At 48.3% G+C, this 23,697-nt stretch carries 13 protein-coding genes; 8 read left to right on the top strand and 5 right to left on the bottom strand.

Annotated features, from left to right (window positions below; genetic code table 11):
- Positions 1 to 174: 174 nt before the first annotated feature.
- On the bottom strand, positions 175 to 1,785 hold the full coding sequence (locus tag QZ310_RS02775; protein ID WP_297070129.1) for a DUF6377 domain-containing protein: 1,611 nt from the start codon (positions 1,783 to 1,785) through the stop codon (positions 175 to 177).
- A 465-nt stretch (positions 1,786 to 2,250) separates the two neighbouring features.
- On the opposite strand from QZ310_RS02775, the gene QZ310_RS02770 reads away from it, so the two are divergent.
- Positions 2,251 to 4,599 carry a glycoside hydrolase family 31 protein gene (locus QZ310_RS02770; RefSeq protein WP_297070127.1) on the top strand — a complete coding sequence of 783 codons (2,349 nt, stop codon included), beginning with the start codon at positions 2,251 to 2,253 and terminating at the stop codon, positions 4,597 to 4,599.
- A 218-nt stretch (positions 4,600 to 4,817) separates the two neighbouring features.
- On the opposite strand, the gene QZ310_RS02765 is transcribed toward QZ310_RS02770, so the two are convergent.
- Genes QZ310_RS02765 through QZ310_RS02750 form a run of 4 tightly spaced genes read right to left on the bottom strand, consistent with a single transcriptional unit; the run spans position 4,818 to position 10,475 of the window.
- Entirely contained in the window at positions 4,818 to 5,798 is a 981-nt protein-coding gene (locus QZ310_RS02765) for a type I phosphomannose isomerase catalytic subunit (RefSeq protein WP_297070125.1), read from the bottom strand.
- 22 nt (positions 5,799 to 5,820) lie between these two features.
- A complete protein-coding gene (locus QZ310_RS02760) occupies positions 5,821 to 8,379 on the bottom strand; it encodes an alpha-L-rhamnosidase (RefSeq protein WP_297070123.1) in 2,559 nt (852 codons plus the stop codon).
- A 31-nt stretch (positions 8,380 to 8,410) separates the two neighbouring features.
- On the bottom strand, positions 8,411 to 9,325 hold the full coding sequence (locus QZ310_RS02755) for an endonuclease/exonuclease/phosphatase family protein (RefSeq protein ID WP_297070121.1): 915 nt from the start codon (positions 9,323 to 9,325) through the stop codon (positions 8,411 to 8,413).
- 43 nt (positions 9,326 to 9,368) lie between these two features.
- Positions 9,369 to 10,475 (bottom strand): ROK family protein, encoded by a 1,107-nt coding sequence (locus QZ310_RS02750; protein WP_297070120.1) that lies wholly within the window; start codon positions 10,473 to 10,475, stop codon positions 9,369 to 9,371.
- A 444-nt stretch (positions 10,476 to 10,919) separates the two neighbouring features.
- Between QZ310_RS02750 and QZ310_RS02745 the strand changes: the two genes are divergently transcribed.
- The 7 genes from QZ310_RS02745 (at position 10,920) to QZ310_RS02715 (ending at position 23,638) form a co-directional block, all read left to right on the top strand.
- Positions 10,920 to 11,753 carry a hypothetical protein gene (locus tag QZ310_RS02745; RefSeq protein WP_297070118.1) on the top strand — a complete coding sequence of 278 codons (834 nt, stop codon included), beginning with the start codon at positions 10,920 to 10,922 and terminating at the stop codon, positions 11,751 to 11,753.
- A 36-nt stretch (positions 11,754 to 11,789) separates the two neighbouring features.
- Positions 11,790 to 13,526, top strand: a complete 1,737-nt coding sequence (locus QZ310_RS02740) for a hypothetical protein (RefSeq protein WP_297070115.1) — start codon at positions 11,790 to 11,792, stop codon at positions 13,524 to 13,526.
- Between the two features lie 568 nt (positions 13,527 to 14,094).
- Positions 14,095 to 15,903, top strand: coding sequence for a carboxypeptidase-like regulatory domain-containing protein (locus QZ310_RS02735; RefSeq protein ID WP_297070113.1), 1,809 nt, complete (start codon positions 14,095 to 14,097; stop codon positions 15,901 to 15,903).
- 119 nt (positions 15,904 to 16,022) lie between these two features.
- Entirely contained in the window at positions 16,023 to 17,480 is a 1,458-nt protein-coding gene (locus QZ310_RS02730) for a glycoside hydrolase family 76 protein (protein ID WP_297070111.1), read from the top strand.
- Positions 17,481 to 17,503: 23 nt separating this feature from the next.
- Positions 17,504 to 20,671 carry a TonB-dependent receptor gene (locus tag QZ310_RS02725; protein WP_297070109.1) on the top strand — a complete coding sequence of 1,056 codons (3,168 nt, stop codon included), beginning with the start codon at positions 17,504 to 17,506 and terminating at the stop codon, positions 20,669 to 20,671.
- A gap of 33 nt (positions 20,672 to 20,704) precedes the next feature.
- Positions 20,705 to 22,786, top strand: a complete 2,082-nt coding sequence (locus QZ310_RS02720) for a RagB/SusD family nutrient uptake outer membrane protein (RefSeq protein ID WP_297070107.1) — start codon at positions 20,705 to 20,707, stop codon at positions 22,784 to 22,786.
- Between the two features lie 36 nt (positions 22,787 to 22,822).
- Complete coding sequence (locus QZ310_RS02715) at positions 22,823 to 23,638, top strand: DUF3823 domain-containing protein (RefSeq protein WP_297070105.1); 816 nt, start codon at positions 22,823 to 22,825, stop codon at positions 23,636 to 23,638.
- Positions 23,639 to 23,697: the final 59 nt, after the last annotated feature.

Below are 23,697 nucleotides of genomic sequence, written 5' to 3'. Positions count from 1 at the left end.
ATGTATTCAAAAAGTAGTGATTCTTGGCGCTTAATCTGTTGAAAATGCGGTGTGTAGCTCTGGAAAGCACCCGAAAATATATAGTGATAGATGAGCCTGTTTAGCCCTTGTATACAGTGTTTTTATAGATGGTTTGTGTGGACGAGATATGCCCCGACCGTAAATTAATCACGATTAGTCGATAGATGAATGCTGACCTATTTTTGCGACTTCTCCGTCCAGATGATTTCTATCGCCCTTTGCTTTGTTTCGCACCTTGGTGCGGTAATTGTAGATTGTTGTTAGCGAATATCTGAGGAACTTCGCTATCTTGTCGCTATCTGTGATTCCGAGCCGGATGAGTGCAAATATTCGCAGCTCTGTGTTCAATGAGCCGGCTCTTTTAGGAATAATCGCTTCCTCCGGTAAAAGCAGGCTGTTGAAATCTTCGACGAATGTCGGAAATAGATTAAGGAAGGTCTTGTCAAACTGATCATAGAATGATTTCAATTCATCTTCGACAATCTTGTCGGACTTTACCAATTTCTTTAAGTCGTCTGTTTTTCCGGCGTTGACAAGCTTGCCGATAACTTTCCGATAGTTATCAAGCATTTCAATATGCTGAAGTGACTGATCCATATATTGGCAGATATAAACCTCTTTCAATTCCGATATATCCGCAATGGCAGCATAGGCTTCCTGTAGTTTGTTGTTTGAGTGGACAAGTTGATGATTTAACTCATTGAGTTTGTCATTCGATTCCTTAAGCCGGGTGTTCACTTCGTTCAATCGGCTGTTTGAGTCCGATAGTTGGAGGTTGAGGTCGCTTAACTTGTTATTAATCTCCTCTACTTTTCTTCTGCCGTCGGCAATCTTCAACATCTGCTTGCGCATATAGAAAAGAAGCACAATTAGCATGACTGACAGGATGGTTATTATCAGTATGGTACGTTCTAATGTCTTTTTTTGATTATGCACGGTCTCGACGTATATCCGGTTTATCATCGGATATGAGTCGTTGAGCTCAATTATTCTTTGGCGCGAGTTGCTTTTTGCTGCATCGTCCACGGCAATCGTGAGGAAATTGTATGCGCGTTCCAAATCTCCTTCCTGATAGAGCAAGAGCGCCAGTTGGCGAAGCGAAACATACTCTCTGACTGCCGTTTTCATATCAGAAATAGCCGAGATAAGCAACATCCTTTTTTGCATTTCGATGTCGTTTATATGACTATATGATTCTGATAAGGTATAGGCACATATCGCCATCTCATGCTCAGATAAATCATTGTCACGGATGAAAGACTCAAGCAAATTTATTGCCTCCTGGGGTTTATGATGGACATTGAGTTGGTCTGCTTTAATCAATACATAGAACACCGAATGAGGATCGTTAACAGTCAAAAGGGAGTCTCGATAATTATCCGTCAGTTTTTCATATAGCTCCTTTTCCGGTTTGAATGTTGAAAAATTAGCAAGGTTGCCGTATAAAGTTCTTTTTGAATGGAAGTAATATGCGCGTAAATAATCAGGAAGTTCTTTAACGGGAATTGAGTCGACCACCGACAAGGCCTCATGATACATGCCCACATTACACAGGATATTGGCTTTGTTCAACATGGCGTTCATAATCAAATTCTTGTCGCCTAAATTCTGAGCTAAGGATAGCTGGCGTTGCGCCATCGTGTATGCAGAGTCGGCATTGAATGAATGGTAATCAGCATACAATCTGCCCAACGTTTCAAATCGTTCTCTATCATCTTTGACCCCGTTGGCCAAATCCTGGTTTAACTCGGATAGATGTGCCAATTTAACCTCAAGATACCGGTCACGATTAGATATGGCACTGTCCAACTGAGCTAAAAGTTGCTCAGTCGTAAACTGTTTGTTTGCGTAAATGCTCGGCAAACAAGTGATAATGAATAGTAATATGAGGTAGTATCTGCGCATAATGTTTCCAATTACAAAGGTACAATTTTTTTAAGAATGGCATAATAGTTAATAGTTAAAATCCAATGTATTCAAAATGTTAAATGGCGACGATGTGCATATTGGCTTGAATACATTGAATACGGAATGCCTGCTTTTTATAAGTAAGTGTCGATATGTATATCTCATCCTCGTACGGATATGCTACTTTATCTGACGTGTTAGCAGGCTTAATATGTTGACCGACAACGTGAACGTATCATAATCTGACTACATTTTCACTACCTCGCATTGACTGCATAATGTCATGATGCTAAATTTGCGAAAAACTTAAATCAATAATCAATGAACAAAAAATCATCATTTCGTGCCTTCAATAGCAGTGGGCTGCTTGTGGCTCTCTTTATTGTTTTGAGCACAGGTTTGTGGGCAAATGCTCAAAACAACCCGGTAGCAAATCTGGATGCAACAGTCACATCCGGTAATGCCCGTTTCACAGTCCTGACCCCTGAAATGGTTCGTATCGAGTATAGCGATAAGGCTCTCTTTGAGGATAGGGCCACATTTGCTATTATAAATCGCAATCTTGATGTCCCGGTCTTCGAAAAGTTGGAGGATAGCGAATATATCTATATCAATACTGACAAGCTCTCACTGAAGTACCGGAAAGGTTCTGACCCCGTGACACACCCGGCTTCAGCCCGGAATCTGTCTGTCACGATTAATCACAATGGTCGTGAAGTCCTTTGGTATCCAGGCAAACCGGACCCGTTGAATCTTAAGGGTACTTGCCGCACTCTTGACAGCAGCAACGGTGACAACAAACGCTCCGAACTTGAAAACGGACTTATCTCACGCTCCGGTTGGTCTGTTATTGACGATTCATGGACTACGGGCCGTCCTGATGGCAGCCGCTCGTTTGCACTTCAGCCTGCCGAGGAAATCGGATTTGACTGGTGGGCGGAACGTAATGACACTAATGCCCTTGACATCTATTTTCTCGGCTATGGAAGCAACTATAAGAAGGCTCTTGCCGACTTTACAAAAATAGCTGGAAAAATCCCTCTGCCTCCGGCGTTTGTGTTCGGCTATTGGTATAGCAAGTATGCGTCATATACCTCTGACGATTATCGTAATATAATGGCAGATCTGGCAAAAAACGATATTCCCTGTGACGTGATGATACTTGATATGGATTGGCATTGGAACGGTGACCAAAACGATTCTAACGGACGAGGAGGTTGGACCGGTTGGAGTTGGAACACAAAACTTATTCCCGACCCCAAAGGCCTTCTTGATGACATTCATTCAAAAAACTTCAAAATTGGTTTGAATCTTCACCCTGCGGATGGTATCACTCAATCCGAATCGCCGGAATATTTCGCCCAAATGAATGCATCTCTCAATGGGAAATATGGCGACAGCAACAATATTCCCTGGATGCTTGACAATACAGATTTCACCAAGTCCTTCACAAGCACTATTCTCCGGGACCATGAAAGCGAAGGTGTTGATTTCTGGTGGCTTGACTGGCAGCAGCATCTGACAAGTCCATATACCAATGGCCTTGGCGAGACTTTCTGGTGCAATCATGTCTTTTTCAACGATATGGTTAAGAACCGTCCGGATGTCCGCCCGGTCATATTCCACCGTTGGGGAGGTCTTGGCAGCCATCGTTATCAAATCGGTTTTTCAGGCGACGCTCTTATTAATTTCCCGACACTTGCATTCCAGCCGTATTTCACCGCAACGGCATCCAATGTCGGCTATGGCTACTGGGGTCATGATCTCGGCGGTCATGCCTGGACTGATGAAATGAACGCAAATAACCCTGACCTTGTATTACGTTGGCTTCAGTTCGGCGTATTCACCCCGATTTTCCGTACTCATGCCACAAAAGATAGCCGCATAGAACGGCAAATATGGAAATTCTCCAATTTCCCTACCATGCTTGAGGCTGTAAAATTGCGCTATGCGTTATTTCCATACATCTACACTATGGCACGAGAGGCATACGATACAGGCATCTCCATCTGTCGTCCTCTCTATTATGATTATCCTGACGGTGAAGAAGCATATACTTATGAGGGTGAGTATATGTTTGGTAACGATATTCTCGTTGCTCCGATTACTGAAGCCTCGTCAAACGGTCTCAGCACTAAGGAAATATGGTTCCCTGAGGGTAATTGGTGGAGTGCATCGACCAATGAACTCATAGAAGGCCCCTGTGTCAGAACCATGTCTTTCACGCAGGAACAAATTCCTTACTTTTTCAAGCAAGGTGCCATGATACCATTTAATCCGGATGTTGTCAAGAATGTGACTGAACGTCCTGACGGGTTGATTATCAACGTCGTTGCAGGTGCAGATGGCGAAAGTTCAATTTATGAAGATGACGGCAATAATTCGGATTATGCCGACAATTATGCCACAACCAAGTTGACCGGCATGTCAAATGCAGATGCTCATGAATTTGTAATATCACCACGCAGGACCGTCGGTGAAGTTTCCGGTCTGAAAGATGCTCGGTCTTATACCTTCAACATCTATAACTGCAACGCTCCTGAAAGTGTCACTGTCTCAGGCAACATCATCACTGCAGATGCGTATAAATATAATCCAGCAACAAGGACATTGGTTGTAAGCGTTCCCGAAACCGATTGCAGTTCTGAAATCCGTGTGATTGTAAGATGATTCCTCATTCCGACATTGATTCATTCATAGTATCTCAGGTTGAAAACAAAGAATATATCAACCGGCTGCCGATACCGGATTCTGATGCACAGCGAGGTTGTGCAACTGGATAAGGAATGCCACCACCGGTAATCACACTCTGTCTAATCTATATTTCGTCCCGATATGAGAGAAGTACCTAATTTATTAATAAGGTTTACTGCTCTCATATCCGGATGTCAGACATGGACCAGCAGCAATGTTCCGGTTCCGGATACGGTTAAGGATGTAAGGAGGGCCGGTAGCAATACGGTATGGCCATTTCTCATCCCGTGCATTCCGTTATGGTAGTGTAAATTTACATTTCCTTCGAGACACATGATGATTGTGAAAGAATCGTATGACAAATCAAGATTAATCTTTCCGTCGATAAGAATACGGTGGACATTGAAGTGGGAACACTTGGCAATTTCTGCATCCTTTATGTCAGTAGACGGAGCTACGGATTTATAATCCGGATGGACCGTGTAGTCAATGGCATCTTTGGCCAGTTCCGTATGCAGTTCCCTCGGCTTTCCTTTGGCATCGCGTCGATTGTAGTCAAAGATGCGATAGGTGATGTCGCTTGATTCCTGGATTTCAGCAAGAAGATTCCCTGCTCCTATGGCGTGTACCCGACCTGCGGGTAGGAAGAAGATGTCGCCGGGTGCAGAATCATGGACTGCAATCACGTCAGTGAAAGAGCCGTCAGCTACTTTGCGCTCATATTCAGCTGCATTTATTGAGCTTTTGAAGCCGGAGTAAATTTTGGAATTGGCATTGGCATCAATGATATACCACATCTCGGTTTTGCCAAGACTGTTGTGACGGGCTTTTGCAAGAGCATCGTCGGGGTGGACCTGGACTGAGAGATTATCGTTGGCGTCAATGATTTTTATGAGGAGGGGGAATTTTCCTTCATACTTTTCATTAACACTCTTGCCCAGAAGTTGGTCACCGAAACGTCTGATTAGCTCAACAAGTGACATGCCTGCATACATGCCGCCCTCAACCACAGATTCATGTCCGGGAACAGCGGATATTTCCCAACTTTCACCGATATTGGCTTCGGTCTGAGGAATCTGTTTGTAAGTGCATATTTTGTCTCCGCCCCAGATGACACTTTTCAGGTATGGGGTGAAAGAAATTGGGGCAAGTTCGATATTTTCAGAGGTATTCATAGTCTGGTTTTATTGTTTTCGTTTACTTCTTGATTTTGAATGTCTCGCTTCGGTTTATTCGGGTAATCGGGCGGTCGGGGAGAATCACGGTAGCTGTGCATCCTTGTGGTAAGGTTATCCTCAAGTCGATGTCGCCGTTGGAGCTGCGTCGCCATGCAGATTTGACCGGGCCATTTATGCTCCGGTACTCGGCTTCTGCAAAGTCGAGTCCTTCCATGAAATTGGGGCGGATTATGGCATTTCTGAAGCCGGGGTTGTCAGGATCGAAATTGAGGCCGGCGATGTCATTTGTCATCCAGGCTGCTATGTCGCCCATGAAAACATGGTTGAGTGATGCGTCGCGGAATTCAGGACTTAAAGTCCATGTTTCAGCAAGTGTCGTGTAGCCACATTCGTCAATCCAGTGTCCCCACGATGGGGCTGCGGTGCGTGTGGCCATACGGTAGGCTGTTTCCGGATACCCGTATTTTGTCAGCATCCTCAACACACTTTTGCTTCCGAGCAAACCGAAATCGAGGGCATAATCATTTTCAACGACCATGCGGTTGAGGTTGTCCGCAACTTTCGGTGCAGTCTCACTGTCGGGGATGTCCCAATAGAGGGCTATGCCTTGTGCCGCTTGCGAGCCGTTGGAGTAGAGGTTTCGGTCGCTATCGAAAAACTTCGTGTTGAGCGTCTTGCGTACTTCCTCCGCTTTCTGACGGAATGTGGTGGCATCCATTCCCATCAATTCCGTCGCGCGGGCCATCAGATGATAGTCCACGAAGTAGTAGAGCGTTGATGTGAAGTCGGTGGGAGTCTGAGTGGAGTAGGGGAGCCAGTCTCCGATTCCACATCCGAGGGTGCCGTCAGGTCTTACGAGCGAATCGGCCCATTTCATATAGCGTTCCATCGTCGGATATAGCTCCTTAAGGAGTGAAATATCGCCGTAATAATCATAGATGGCAAGCGGAATGATGAAGAGTCCTGCGTCCCAGACCGGACCAGGTGAGTCGCCATAACCCCATCCGGCTGATGGGATGATGCCGGCGATATTGCCGTTGTCATGCTGATTGTCGATATGGTCACGCAGCCATTTCTCGTAGAGCGTGATACCGTCATAGTTGAGCAGACCAAGGTCGATGGCAACGTGTGCATCTGCGGTCCAGCCGTTTTTCTCCCGTTGCGGACAGTCGGTTGGGATAGAGTGGATATTGTCGACGTAGGAAAGCATTGTGGCATCGTAGATGCGGTTGAGGAGCGGGTTTGAGCATTTGAAATATCCGGTTTTCGGAAGATCGGTGTGAATCATCACTCCGCTCACGTCAGATTCCGTCAGTTTGATCGGCCTGTCACTTGAGATTTCCACATAGCGGAAGCCGTGGTAAGTGAAATCAGGCATGAAGCGCTCTCCGTTTTTATTTCCTGCAAGGGTGATGCGGTCTGTCTGGAAAGCTTCATCCTCTTTCGTCGGATGATAGTAGATGGCAAGATTGCCCTGTTCGAGCCGTCCGTCGGATTTGAGAAGTTCGCCGTGCTTGATTTTCACCTGTGTGCCGGTCTCACCTTTGAGTTTGATGTCGCAGACGCCGGCAATGTTCTTGCCCATATCAAACACAAAAATAGTGTCGCCCCATGAATTGAGCAGTTTTGGCCGCAGACGTGCGGTCTCATTTATTGACGGCATTGACTGCCACAGGAGTTTTGCAGACTTTGGCGCGACTACTGTGGCGCTTTTCCATTCTGTGGGAGCTATACGGTGGTCGCGGTGGACACCGCTGTATAAATTGTTGTAGATGATTGCTCCTGTTGCTGTCTGCCATGTGGGATCGGTGACTGTTTGAGGCTCACCATTATTCCACACTTCGCATATCAGTTGCGGACGGTCGCGCCAGGGCGCTTTCTCATATCCCCATGCGTCCCGGCTCTGGAGGTTGGCAAAGCCGTTGCCTAAAGTCACTGAGATTTCATTCGAGCCTTTATGTAAGAGGTCCGTCACATCATGAACTGCATAGAGCGAACGGTGGTTATAGGCCGTGAAACCGGGATCGAGATGACTTTTGCCAACACGCTTACCGTTGATGAACATTTCGTAGTACCCGACGGCCGAGACGTAGACTCGACTGTTACGGATCGGAGAATCTATGGTAAAGGTCTTGCGGAAAACCGGTGCCGCTTCTGTCTCGTATGGCAGGCCATCGCTGATCCATGAAGCTTTCCAGTCCGATATATCCATTTTGCCGGTCTCGAAAGAAGCGTTTTTTGACCTATGTGCGCGTCCTTTGGAATCGGTGGCAATGATGCGCCATGTGTAGCGCGACTGAGATGTGAGTCGTGGACCGTCATAGACGATGCGGTTGACAGCCGTAGTGTCACATTGCCAGACGGTTTTCCCATCGTTGTCGATGAGTTCGATATGGCATCCGGTGACATTGTCAGGAGAAGTCCCGTCGTATTCCCAAGTGAGTCGTGGGGTCTCGACGTCGATGCCTATGGGCGTGTTGCGGTACTCGCAACGCAGGTTTACGGGCTTTAGCGGTCCTCCAACCGCGGAAGCCGACGCAAATATTACGGATAAAAGACCTAAAACAATCTTATTCACTTTAATCTATTTTTTTCGGGGAAACTTGCTTTTATGGAGTGTCAACTACAATCATGACCGGAAAATGGTCGGAAGGGGTGCGTGGGACATATTGCCGGAGTTCGACTTCTTTAGGAAAATTCGGGGTCAGTTCTGCTGAGGCTCCTCCGTTCGGCTCAATTCTGTAAGTATCGGTCAGAATACCATATTTTCTCACCTTGAAATCATCCGAAAGGAAGATGTGGTCAATACGGTTTTCTGTAAACCCGTCGGTGCGGAAGGCGTTGAATGTGCCGTTTGGGGCGTACACGAATTCAGCGGAGGTGTAGGCATCGCGCATGATGCCGGAGTTTTCGAGCAGCAGATACGACTCACTGTTCTGATCGACATTGAAGTCACCGGATAGTATGACGGGATATTTCTCCGGGAAATTTTTAACTTTGTCAAGAATGAGTTTGGCACTTTCAGCTCTTGCCACCACTCCGACATGGTCCAGATGAAGATTAAAATATACGAATGTGAAACCGGATTTTTTCTCGCGAAACTTGCCCCAGGTGCAGATACGGATACATGCCGCATCCCAGCCTAAGTTGGGATGACTCATGTCGGTCGACAGCCAGAAATCACCGGAGTCGAGCAGATCGAACTTGTCAGTCAGATAAAAAATGGCCGAGTGTTCGCCTGCATGTTTGCCGTCATCCCTCCCGATACCGATATAGTCATATCCGGGCATGGCCTTCTTCAAATCCTGAAGCTGAGAGTACTTGCCTTCTTGTGTGCCGAAAATGTCAAAGCCATGGAAGCGGCAGAGATTGGCTATGTGCGGGCAGCGTTGTCCCCAACCGTTTCCGGCTATCGAATCTCCGCTGTTGGCATTGCGCAGATTGTATGTCGCGATTGTCATGGCTCCTGAGTGAAGAGCCATTGACAATGCGGCTATAATCATGACTAAGTGTAACTTTCTCATTTATATTAAACACCCTCTAAGCGTATGTTTGTAAGTTTCTGCATTATTGGTTTTGAGCATCAATCTGCGAGAGTGCGTAGGTGTAGGCTCCGATTGAGATGGCTTTTGACGCTCCGATTTTCGATACGGCGAGGCCGGTTCGCTTCATTGGATCGTAGGTGACGGTCTTGTCGCTTCCGAATACTTTGATGTCGCGGGAGTCGCCGGTAACGAAGCTTGCAAATTCAAGTTCGTCGTCGAGATCAAAGACCCGCATCTGCACGCGTGACACTTTATCGCCCTTGAGTGTCTCTATTGAAGAGCGCATCTCACGCAGAAGAGCCGGTTTGATATATTTCATCGCGCCGGTCAGTCCGCCTCCGACAACAACGATGGCATCCATGAGTGAGACAGCGGTAGCGAAGACATCGCCGGTCACCTCTCCGAACATTTCGAAGGCACGGATGGCTGCCTCGCGGTTTCCTTCCTTTTTGCCTTCGGCAATGAGAAATATGTCGTAGGGACTAAGACCGTGGTCGCGACATCCGGTGAGATTGCCGTATTCGCGGATGATCGCACGTATTGACGAGCCTTCCTCGACGATGATGGAATTGTCGTTACGGTGACGCAGACAGAACACTTCGACACATGAATTATTGCCGGTGTTGAGCTGACCGTTGATGACGGCACCGATTCCGAGTCCGGTCCCGAATGTGAAACCGAGGAGATTCCTATACTGGCGCTGTCCGCCAAGGGCTTTTATGCGACGGTTGATTTCAGGAAGAATACCTCCTGTGGCCTCACCGAAGGCATAGAGGTCGCCGTCATTGTTGATGAACACCGGTAGCCCGAATTTTTCTTGCAGAAAAGGTCCGAGCGCCACACCGTCGCGGAACGATGGGAAGTTTGGAAGGAAGCCACCTATGATTCCGGCACGGTAGTCGGCCGGTCCGGGGAAGGCGAAACTTATGGCCACAGGTTTTTCATCAAGTGACTTGAATATGCGGGTGAAGCCTTCGACGATGCTGTTGAGGCAATTTTCAAGGTTCTCGGCACGGGAGGAAAGTGTGATGGGTTCGGTGATAAACTCACATCCGCGCATGGCGCCAAAGACGAGATTGGTACCACCGGCATCGAGTGTGGCTACTATTCTGTTGTCGTTTTTATACATGGTGATTATATTAGTTGAATGGTTTATCAGTGATGGGAAAAGGTATTGTCAGTTCAGTCAAACAACCTCCGAATCTCACGCACAAAGATAGATACAACTTTCCAAAGCTCAAAACGTTTTGGAATAAAACTGTCTGATTATCTGAATTTTAATCGCTAATTAACCGTTGGTTAATCCTGAAATTAACCCGGTGCGAAAAGTCGGATATGGATGGAGGTGTCGGTTCGTGCGGATTTTTCACGTTATGTGCCTGTGAGACGAATTTTATCATAGTTAAAATCATGTCTTCAATTTGCAAACTAATAAATAATCATTAACTTTGCTTTACAAATAGAGCTTGATATAAGAATAGATGTTAAGAGCTGTTGTTTTTATGTGGCTCAGGGCAAATAAATTTTATACCTCAAGATCATAATGCACATGAATTGTCTTAAACATACAGCTATGGACCATGACTTACCGGACGCAAGTCTCCGGGTGGTCACTTTGTTCATTTCTGTGATTGTCTTGCTTTTTGTCATTGCACCGGCCTCGATGGCCCACGGCATAAAGTTCTATCATTCCGGCTACGAGATTGACAAGCGCACATCGTTTAACGTGTTCGAGCATGTCAGCCCGGAATATGCTGATAGTCTTAACATAGAGTTCGATATGGCTAATAACAGTGGGGCTGATATTCACGCTGAGATGGGCTATGTGGTGCGGATAGGGCTTGGAGAGGCGGACGACAATCTGATTTTTAATCTATTTTACGATAATCTCGGTGACAAAGTCCAGTTTCGCTTCAATCAGGAGGGCAACAGTGTGCTCATAGCAATGGCTCTTGACCGCGATAAGCTGATTGCTTCCCACTGGTTCCGGGTGAAGCTCGGCTTCAATCTGAAAACTGCTGAACTAAGGATGGATGTCAACGGCGAATCTTCGGTTGTCAAGGTTCCGGGACTTCCTGAGACGGTCGCTCCGTTCATCACTTTCGGCAGGAATGACTATGTGATAGATGTTCCTGCCATATCGATAGATAATCTCCATGTGAGCGGTGGAGGTAAGACATACGATTTTCCACTTTCGGAGAAGACCGGAGAGAAGGTTCATGACAGTAGCGGAGAGTGTGTGGGCAAGGTCTATAATGCCTACTGGCTTGTCAACGACTCATATAAGTGGGAAAAAGAAGCTGAGATGAGTTCCGCAACGCAGGCCGGAGTCTGTTATGACCGTGATAACAGCAAAGTCTACTATGTAAATGCAGATTCCATACAGATTTATGATACTGCGACCTGAGAGAGGAGCGTCCATGTCTACAAGGAGAGATGCCCTGTGCCGCTTTTTCTGGTCAACTGTTTCGTTGATCCTGAGAGCGGCCGCCTGTTTGTCTATGAGGCGCTTCATCAGGAGGGAATTGTAAATCCGACTATTGCGAGTCTTGATCTTGGCGATTTCAGTTGGCGGGTGGTGTCTGACGAGGAATTCAAAATGCAGCTCCATCATCATGACTATTTCTACAGTCCGAAATGCAAGCATCATGTGATATTCGGCGGATTCGGCAACATGATGTTCAGCAACAAGTTTTATGTGCATGACGGCGGTCAACACGGCTGGGTTATCATTGATTCGTTGGCCGGCAACAGGATTGCCCCACGCTATTTTGCTGCTATGGGTTATCTTGAGGATAATAATTCTGCTTATGTGTTTGGTGGCATGGGCAATGAGTCAGGTGAGCAGACGGTGGGACGCAGATATTTCTATGATCTCTATCGTGTAGATCTGACTACCTATAAGGTGGATAAACTGTGGGAGTTGAGGAATCAGAATGGCAACACCGTGCCTGCGCGCGGAATGGTCGTGACAGACGATTCTACATTCTATGTGCTGCGTTATGCTGAAAGTATTTCCAATTCTACCCTCCGTCTTTACCGTTTTTCGATAGCCGACGGCAGTTTCGAGATACTTAGCGATTCCATCCCTATAAAATCGGATAAAATAACGACCAATGCCCACCTATATTATAATAAACGTGAGGGAAAACTCGTGGTCACGGTTCAGGAATCGCCTGACGATGTGGCTTCGACCTTGAAAGTCTATTCTCTTGCTTTTCCACCTGTGAGCCATGACGAATATTATGCGTCCGGCAATCCCGGAAGTGGCCGGGGGATGAAAAAGGTGCTGATATGGGCGGTGATTGGCCTGCTTGCCGCGACAGGTGCGGGAGCATGGTTTGTGTTCAGACATAAAATCGGAGGCACGGCCGGAACAAAGCCGGCCGATTCGGACGTTACACCTGTTGTGCCGGAAATTCCTGTCAAGTCTCCGGGGAAGTCCTCTGTCAAAACGGAATCCAAGGGTAATTGCATATACTTGTTCGGTGATTTTACCGTGTTCAATAAGGACGGGCGCGACGTGACCTACATGTTCACGGCCAGACTTAAACAGATTCTCGGTCTCGTCATGCAATACAGTGATTGCGAGGGCATATCTTCGAGCCGTCTCAGTTCGCTCATCTGGCCTGACAAGGAGAAGGACAAGGTGAAGAACTCGCGTGGTGTAGCCGTCAATCATCTCCGGAAGATTCTGACAGAACTTGATGGGGCAGAATTGCGCTACGAAGCCGGATGTTTCAAGTTCGTGGCCGGAGAGAATGTGAGCTGCGATTATCTTGAATTTGTCAGGATACTGGCCGATGACACGCCGATGACCGTAACACGTCGCGACGACTTCCTGAGAATTGTCAGTCGCGGAAAGTTTCTGAAAAATTTTGACGAACCGATTTTTGATGATTTCAAACGTCTGGTCGAGGTGCGTCTTGATGCTGCTGTCCTCAACTGCATTCAGCAAGCGTATGAGGGTGAAGAATATGAGATTGCGCTCGCATTTTGCCGGACAGCATTCAATATCGATCCTCTCAACGAACCTGTGCTCGCTTATGCAATCAAGGCTTGCATGAAACTGCATGAGAAGAACGAGGCGCGATCGCTCTATCATAAATTTGCCGAGGAGTATCGTCACACGACAGGTGAACGTTTCGCAAAGTCGTTTGACGACTATTGCGAGGCTTGACCGTCGGCGGATAGCCCGTGATTTAAGTCTGCCATCCGGCCTTCTCCTGCGCAATCACCGGGTTATTCACTTTGCATTTTGTTAAAGGTCCCTTTTTCTCCACATTATAAGTATGTATTTATATGTGGGGCAAATCTCTGCTATCATGCAATGGTAATGTCTGTATGATATATGTGTAGGTAATTGTGTAATTATAATAATGTATCCCCTATGATTGCTGCCATGGAAATTGCCGGTAAGATGCTTCGGTGATGATGTGAAATCTAAAATGCTGATAATCTTGATGTAAGTGTAGTTTCTACACTTATTCAACGGTATAGCTACATGAAATGTAGTATTTGCCGGAAAAGCATGGTTAATTCGCAAGGATTAATGCTTTTTTCACCAATTTAACCTCAAATTAACCCATAACATAACCTCAGTTGCTTCAATTTTGCACCGTGAGCAGCGAAAATCTATCACCTGCAAAGAAATGCCATGTAATCCATTTTTCCGCTCACACTTCTTTAAGTTCAGTAACAGAATTAATTTAACTTAATACTCCATGAAATTAAAAAGTGTTTTAAAAATGGTGTGGTTGACAGTTCTCATGCTTGGAATAGCAACTGTAGCCCAATCCTGTTCAGATGATGACAAAAATGAAGGTCCTGCCGGTTTCGGAACAGTGACCGGAACTGTTACTGACGAGTTCGATGCTCCCCTTGCGGGAGTGACCGTAGCGACCGATGAGTCCGAGGTCACAGCCACAACTGACGAGCTCGGAGCCTTCACCCTCAAAAATATATCAATAGGTTCACATATAATTACATTTTCTAAGGCAAACTATCAGACCGCGAGCGTAACTGTTTATGCAAAAAAGTTCAATGATGAAAAAGTTGCCACGATAAAGGCGACAATGGAATATGCCGCAGCAAAGATCCGAGGGATCGTGACTGATTCCAAGGCCGGCGGCGCACCGCTCGCGGGAGCTACCGTAAGCATCAGTGCGTCACGAAGCGTGACCACTGGTGCGGATGGCTCGTATGAAATCGACAATCTCCCGATTAAAGACTATACAGTAACTTTTGCCAAGGAGGGTTACACCAGCGTAAGCCGCAACCTCGGTATGGACATGTTTGTCGACGGCACAGCTACATTAAATGTGGCGATGGGTTCGACCGAACTCCTGCGCGGTCTGACCAAAGATGATCTCATTTCGGCCGACAAGTGGTTCTTCAATGAATATCGCGGTGGTCGTAATGCCGATGCTTATCCCCATTGGGATTGGGCCTGCAACTACATGTGTACTCTCGATTTTGCCGGTACATGGGAGGAACAGAACGAGGGAACCACTCTTCAGATAAGAAATAGTTCTGACGATCAGCGTAACAATCCTGCCAACCTTGAAATCTTTGATTCATTTGTCTATGGAAGCAAGCTCATCACCCCTGACAACCATACGATGACGCTCAGTCTCCGCACACACAGCGCAAGCGATGATGCTCCGGTATATTATGGTGTGCAGGTTGTCGACCTCAGCGCGGCCGAACCTAAGGCAACTCTCATCGGAGGTGTCAAGACCCTCAATTCCGAACCATACGTTAATCGTGAATTTGATCTCAGTGCCTACGATGGCAAGGAAGTCATAATCGCAATAGGTATCTTCCGTCAGCAGAGCGGCGACTACTGGAAGCAGCTTGTGCTCCGTACCATCCGTTTCACGGCCAATTCAATCGGCGACGACCTCTGGTCATGGCTTCCGGGTACTCCGGTCGAAGGCCTCAGCGGTTGGCAGATGACAATGGAAATGGTACGCTCGACAATGCCTCATACAAAAAAATCTTTCACCGGAATGTGTGAAATCGGTGGAAACCGTGACAATTACTTCCCCGGTTATCGTGAATGGCGTGAGAAAAACCATGTGGCTGCCAACTGGTCGTTCATGCCTCTTCAGAAAGATCCTGAGGTCTTCCCCTCCGAAGGCTATCTTATCAAGACCAAGGGTGGGGACGCGACAGTGAGCACCACACTCCCGCAGGCCTACTTCTACGCCAAGTTTGCAATCGCCGAGGGCAGCAACCGATTGACGCTCACCACCCGCAACTTCAGCTCATCCAACCCGACTTTCTTCAAAATGACGGCGATAACCGAGGATGGCACCCTCAAGCATCTCTCCCCGGTCGAGAACACCGCCCAGATGGCAGAGGCCGCAGCAGACGGATGCTGGAAGTTCATCCACGAGTCCGGCGATAAGAGCCATCCCGATGATTATGCCAAGTTTGTCTACGACCTTTCAGAGTTCAATGGCAAGAACGTGATGATTACCATCGGCATCTTCAAGGGTGAGGCAAACGGAGATGAGAACAAGCTTGTTTTCCGTGCCATAGACCTGAATTAAGCAGTGCATTTAACTTCTATAATAATCAATGGAGATATGAAAGGGGCCGTGTCAACGGCATGGCCCCACATATCAAAACAAATCAGTAACTTACCTGTAACCATCAAATACCAACAGCTATGATTATAAAAAAAATATTACCTGTCGTATTTTCGTCGCTGGCCTTGATGTCATCGGCTTGCAGTGACAATGACAACGATGGACCTGATAGCTCATCTACCGACAAACCTGTCGTAAGCGATAACCTTGCGGAGCAGAATGTCGGACGGGCAATCGAGATTATCGATGCGGCAGTCGACAATTATTTCACCGGTACCTCAATGGCTATGTCGAGATACTACAATCCCCACACAGGCCAAAAGTCACAGGAACTCGGAAGCGTGTGGATGTACACCAGCTCCATCGAGGCCGTCAACGCTGTGCTCCATTCGCTCAAAACACTTAAGGATAATGGCTCTTCATCACTTTATGATGCCAATTTCGAACGCTACAAGGAACTTCTCTCAAAGCTCGTCGAGGGAGCGGAATACTACCGTGGCTCATTCTCATTGACATCATATACAGGCACCAACACATGGAACGTCCTCGGTGTCGACCGTGGTTCTGCTCCCGGGGCAGCTTTCACCGAAGGAATCCACAATGTGTATGACGATCAGATGTGGTTCATACGTGAGATGGTCGAGTCGTATAATGTGACAGGAGAAAATAAGTATCTCGAAAAAGCCGAATACCTTACCTCCTACGTCCTCGACGGCTGGGACTGTACCCTCGATGAGAACGGCAAGGAAAACGGCGGTTTCACCTGGGGACCCGGTTATGTGACGAAACATGCCTGCAGCAACGGCCCTATCATCAGTCCGCTCGTATGGCTCCATGAAATCTATAAGGGCAAGCCCGACATGCTGACCTACAAGATTATTGATGCCGACAACAAGCGTGTCGAGGTTACTAAATCCAAAGCCGACCGCTATCTTGAAATAGCCAAGGCAACTTACGACTGGCAGAAGAGCCATCTTCTTGACCCATCCAACGGTGTCTATTCCGACATGATGGGTGGTGATGACAATGGAGGCAACATCAAATATGAGACAGTGGATGGTGAACTTTACCGCGCTCATTCATCGCTCCGTGACCGCGTCGGTGAACACTACACCTACAATAGCGGCAGCACACTTTCGGGCCTTGTGGACCTCTACCGTGTCACCTCCGATGCTTCTTATCTCACAGACATAAAAGCGCTCACTGACAATAGTTTCGTCAAGTTTGCAACCCTCGGTTCAGTCATCCCCGACCACTATGCCTTCAACATCACCGGTTTCCGTCCTTGGTTTGACGGAGTGCTTATGCGGGCATACGTTGAGGCAGCTCCCGTCTACAACAACGCAGCGACCTGTGCCGACGCCTTCCAGGCGAATCTGGACTATGCATACGATAATTTCCGGAAAAACCATCAGCTTCCGACCAATCTTCTCGTCGGTTGGAACTACGATAAGGCAAAGAACAATACAGAGGCAATGTTTGAGTTCGGTTATGCCGCTGAATATGCCGTCCTCGCACGCCATCAGCTTAATAAGTGAAAATCTTAAATTAAAAAACCATTATGAATAAGTTACACAGTTTCAAAAGCGGGTTCGCAGCCGTGATGATGGTATTGGTAGCGATGCTGTTGCCGGCCGGAGTCCTCGCGCAGACGACACTGTCTGTTTCAGGTACAGTGGTCGACGAGAGCAACGAGCCCCTTATCGGCACCACCGTCTCGGTGAAGAATTCAACAGTGGCGGTTGTCACCGACATGGACGGCAACTATACAATCAATGTCCCTTCGGATGGAGTTCTCGTTTTCTCCTATATCGGTTATTCAACAATCGAGGAGGCCGTCAATAACCGTAGCACCATTAATATAGTCATGTCGACCGATAGCAAGATGCTCGATGAAGTAGTGGTGGTCGGCTACGGTGTCCAGCGTCGAGGTTCCGTGACAGGAGCAGTGTCCGGCCTTAAGGGTGACGACATGATAAAGACCAAAAACGAAAACCCGCAGAACATGCTCACAGGTCGTATCCCAGGTGTGCGTGTATGGCAGAAAAGTTCCGAGCCGGGTACTTATAACAACAATATGGACATCCGCGGCATGGGATCGCCACTCGTGGTCATCGACGGTATCCCCCGTACGGTTGAGGATTTCCAGCGCATCAATGCCAATGACATCGAGGATATTTCGGTTCTTAAGGACGCATCCGCAGCCATCTATGGTGTGCGCGCTGCCAATGGTGTGCTTCTCGTGACCACGAAGGGTGGGTCAAAAGGTAAGACTACGGTCTCTTACAGTGGTTCCTACACAATTCAGAAGCCCAACCGTATGCCCGCACTCGCCGATGCAGTCGATGCGATGACAATCGTCAATGAGCAACGCAAAAACAACATCAACGGCGGTTCTCCGGTATTCAGTCAGGAAACCATCGATGCTTACCGGAACGGTTCGCTCCGTGCCACCGACTGGAACAGCCTCATCATAGCCGACACCGCACCCCAGACCCAGCACGACCTGAGCATATCGGGCGGAAACGACCGCACGCAGTATTATGTCAGCTTCGGCTACTTCTATCAGGAGGGTATCTTCAAGTCGGGCGATCTCAATTACAGCAAGTATAATCTCCGTGCCAATATCTCGACTGAAATTCTCCGCGGTCTCAAGTTTGACGCGAACGTCGCCGGTATGGCTGATGAGCGCAACACTCCGTGGACAAGCGCAGTGGACATCATCCGCAACTACTGGCGTCAGGGTGTCCTCAATCCCGCATACGCGGATGAGGCCAACACGATGCTCAACTATGCCGGTCTGAAGGACTATGAAAATACCGTGGCTGAAATGACATCCGACATATCCGGTTACAGAAAGTACCGTCAGAAGACTTTCGAGTCATCAGCCAATCTCACTTTCGATTTCGGTGCATACTTCTCAGCCCTTAAGGGGCTCACGGCAAAGGCTCTCATCAGCTATGATTACCGAATGGACAACAATGAGCACTACCGCAAGGAATACTCCCTTTACCGCTATGATCCGATTGCCGACAGCTATGACAAGATTATCTACGGAGAAAGCTCACCGAGCCGCAGCCGTCGCGAGTTCTATGACAAGCAGCAGGTGCTCTCGCAGTTCACTCTCAACTACAACCGCACATTCAACAACGTCCACCATGTCGGCGCTCTCATCGGCTGGGAAGCACAGAACCGCAAGGGCGACAACTTCTATGCACAGCGCGATCTCGCCTTCTCGATGCCTTATCTCTTCGCAGGTGTGAAGGATGGTGAGGAGGGTTCGATGTCATCTGACAAGGATCACATCTACGAGTATGCCAACAACGCGCTCATCGGCCGTGTGAACTACTCATACGATGACCGCTACCTGGTTGAAGCACAGTTCCGCTACGATGGTTCGTCAAAGTTCGCCAAAGGACACCGCTGGGGCTTCTTCCCCTCCGTGTCGGCAGGCTGGAGAATCTCAGAGGAACCTTTCTTCCGCGATCTCGACGTTAACGGTCTGGTCAACCAGCTCAAACTCCGTGGCAGTTATGGTGAACTTGGCGATGACAGCGGTATCGACTATGAATGGGCCATGGGCTACACCTATCCCGCTACCTCAAACAATATGAACAATGGTGACTACAACGGTTATTCACCCGGTTATGTGTTTGGCGGAAACTTCATCTTCGCAGCCACTCCAAAGTCAATTCCCAATGCAAACCTTTCGTGGTATAAGTCACGGACTCTTGACCTCGGTGTTGACTTCGAACTCCGCAACGGCATTTTCGGAGCATCATTTGACTACTTCTATCGCAAACGTACCGGTCTTTTCGAACGCCGCACGGGTGATATGCCCACCGTTGTCGGTGCGACTGCTCCTCTTGAAAACGTCAACAGCGACGCGCATCTGGGCCTTGAGCTTGAACTCTCACACCGCAACCGCATCGGCACTGTCAACTACAACGTCAAGGGTATCGTGACAGTCACCCGCAACAAGTATCTCACAGCCGTGCAGAAAGGCCCCTGGGCCAATTCATACGACCGCTGGCGCAACGATAACCTCAACAACCGTTATCAGGGAGTCCAGTTCGGCTACACCGAAGGCGGTCGCTTCGAAAGCTGGGAGCAAATCTGGAACTACAACAAATATGTTGAAAACAATACTCTCCCCGGCGACTATATCTATGAGGACTGGAACGGTGACGGTGAAATCAACTCGCTTGATGAACATCCTTACGCATTCGACCAGACACCGTGGATGAACTATTCGCTCAGTGTTTCCACCCAGTGGCGTGACTGGGATTTCAGTATGCTCTGGCAGGGTTCCGCACTCGGTTCGATGGAATATAAGGAACCTCTCCGCGAGATCTGGGGTGACAACGGAGGTGGCGTTCTCGAACAGTACACTGACCGCTGGCATCCGGCCGACCCCAACGCCGATCCTTGGGACCCCTCGATTAAATGGATTCCCGGTTACTACGCCTACACCGGTCGCTATGCAATGTCAAATTCAGCTTACAATCGCGTGAGCACCGACTACCTCCGCTTGAAGAGCATCGAACTTGGCTACACAATCCCCCGCCATCTCACACGCACGGTTGACATGCGCCTCTATTTCAACGCCTACAACCTCCTGACCTTCACAAAGGTCAAATTCGTAGACCCGGAGCATCCTGATGATGACCTCGGACGCATGTATCCACTCAACAAGACCTTCACTTTCGGTCTCAACGTTTCATTCTAACCTTAATCAAGAAACCACAACAGATTATCATATATGAAAAAGATAATAGCATCGGCAATCCTCGGTCTGGCAGTGTTAAGCTCATGTCAGGACATGGATATACCACCGAAAAATATAGTCACTTCCGATGATCTTCTCACCAGTGAGTCGGGTATGGACATCTACATGGCGCGCCTCTACAGCTATATGCCCTTCGAGGATTTCAAATATCGTCCCGATGAAGGCCTGAACCGTCAGGGATGGCTTGCAGGCTTCGGGTGGGACGGCTCGGGCGAATGTCTCAACCGCGATGGCGTCTGTCGCGCGTTCACCGGTGAGTCAAATCCTTATTGGGGAGAGGCTTTTCAGGAACTTCATGATGCCAACTATCTCATCGAGACACTTCCGTCCTACAAACACAATTTCGCTGAGATTCTCTATAATCACTATCTCGGTGAGGCCTACTTTGTCCGCGCTACCGTTTTCTATGCTCTCGCACGTCGTTTCGGTGGTATTCCTCTGGTGACACACGTCATCGACTATCCTGCTGAAGCCTCGACTCTTGAGGTACCCCGTGCGAGCGAGGAGGATACATGGGACCAGATTCTTGCCGACTTCCAGATGGCAGCCGACCTCATGATGCCGAAGAGTCCCAAGTCGGGCTACGCAAACAAGTATGTCGCGCTTGCCTATAAGTCGCAGGCCGGTCTTTATGCCGGTTCGGTGGCGAAATACAATGAGACAGTGACAGGCCGTCTCACAGGTCTCGGATCCAAGACCGGAGTCCGCGTCATCGGTTTCGACCAAAGCAGATGGCAGGCCGCTTCGACCCGCTACTTCTCGGAAGCATACAAAGCTGCTTCGGAGGTAATCCGCAACGGCGGTTATTCGCTCTACAAAAATAAGTGGGCTGCAAATGATCCCGATGCGATGGTGCAGAATCTTCGCGATATGCTCACCGACAAGACCAGCAGCGAGAACATCTTCGTCCGCGAGTATCTCTATCCGACCTCGACCCATGCGATAGATGCCTACAATCTTCCCCGAGGTTTCGGTGCACCTCTCTGTTGCGGTCAGAACATCACCGAAGATTTCTGCGAGCTTTTCGACGGTTTCGATCGTTATCCCGACGGAACAATAAAGGTGACAACCGGCAACTCGAACACCGAGGGCACATATATTATGTATGATAGACCCGACGGTATCTACAAGAATGTGGAACCGCGTCTGAAGGCATACGCCATCCTCCCCGGTGACAACTTCAGAGGTAAGACCATTGAAATCCGCACCGGTGTCTACACCGGCTCAACTCCAATCAAGCCCCTGTTCAACGACTATTCCTACGACAAGGCTTTCAGCCCGAAATATCAGCAGCTTGACATTGCTCAGGGTGAGAATCCCACACTCATTGTCGCCGCGAAACCCCTTGACCTTGGTCAGCAGTTCGCAGTGCCCGTGACGCTTCCCGACGGAAGTACCATCAATGCGGCAGGAGAAAACGGTCCCTTCTATGATGACGGCGGTTGCGCCATGACAGGTATATTCTGCCGCAAGTGGCTCAATGAGGATCTCTCGGCGGATGTTACCGGAGAAGGAAAATCGGAGCAGCATTTCATCCTCATGCGCTATGCCCAGGTGCTTCTCAACGCTGCAGAGGCTGCCGTCGAGCTTTCAATGGCCGGTGCACCATCGCCGGATGGAACCAATATGCTTGAAGTTGCGACCAATGCTGTCAATGACATCCGTGAGCGTGCAGGTGCAATCCTCCTGACTTCCGCCCTCACAGGCAACGAGAATAGCCGCAATATTGTCCGCAAAGAGCGCCGCAAGGAACTTGCTTTCGAACACATTGCAAAATGGGATCTCCGTCGCTGGCGTGTGCAGCACTATGAAGGTCGCGATGGATTCTGGGGTGAAAACCGCGACAAGAACCGCTATAGCAACCAGCAGCAATATCGTCTGCGCGGCATCTATCCATTCTATTCAGCTCAGGACGGCAAATATTTCTTCGATATTCACTATCAGTATGCTCCCAATGACAAGACATTCTCTTACTCAGCTCTCGACTATTACTTTGAAATCCCGGGTGGTGAAGTTTCTAAAAGTCCTGTCATTGACCAGCAGCCCAACCGTTAACTCCCTTTCCAAAAATCTAAAAACAGCAATAAAATCATGAAATTCAAATTATATGCCGGCATTCTTGGAGCACTCTGTATGTTGAGTTCCTGCGATGTTTTCAAGGTTGATAACTATGACGAGCCCGATTGCACGCTCGAAGGCAAGGTGGTCGATGTCCTTACAGGCGACCCTGTGCTCACCGATCAGGGCAGCGAAGGCATCCGTGTCCGTCTGACCGAATTGAGCTGGGGAGACAATGTGCAACACAATCCCGATTTCTACTGCATGGCTGACGGTTCATTCCGCAACACAAAGCTCTTCAAGGGTGAATACTACTGCCGTTTCGACGGACCTTTCATTCCCCTTGTCCGTGAGACTGAGAATGGAACTCCGCTTGCTGATGAGTCGCCCATAATCAAACTGAACGGTAAGAAGGAGTTGACTATTAAGGTACAGCCATTCCTCAATGTCAGATTTGACGGTGACCCTGTGGTAAGCAATGGTGTCATCAAAGCCAAAGTCGTGGTTGAGCGCGGTGTTTCCGATCAGATTTTCCGCGACAAGATTGAACCGATGGGCGCATGGGATGACTCCTATCTTAATGTGACGGATATTCAACTCTTTGTCAGCTATTCACCCTCAGTCGGTTACCGTGCGCGTGATGACCGTTGGTCAAATAAAATCGAGTATTCAGGCAATGAGTTCAACGCACTCCTTGGAAAACCTGTGACCATCAATTCTATCGGCGACATACCTTCCGGACGCAAAGTATTTGTCCGTGCCGCCGCCCGCATCAATTTCGACACTCCTGTCGGAAGCGGTACACGACGCTGGAACTACAGCGCACCCATGGAAGTCATGATTCCGTGAATATAATCTGATAATTCCCGCTAATTTTTTCATCAGTCTGTCAGGAGCGGGTGGATTAT

Origin of the sequence: uncultured Duncaniella sp. (genome assembly GCF_910577345.1) — a bacterium.
In the GTDB taxonomy this organism is placed as follows: domain Bacteria; phylum Bacteroidota; class Bacteroidia; order Bacteroidales; family Muribaculaceae; genus Duncaniella.
Note: the sequence above shows the minus strand (reverse complement) of the source record. Positions and strands in the feature narration are given on the sequence as shown.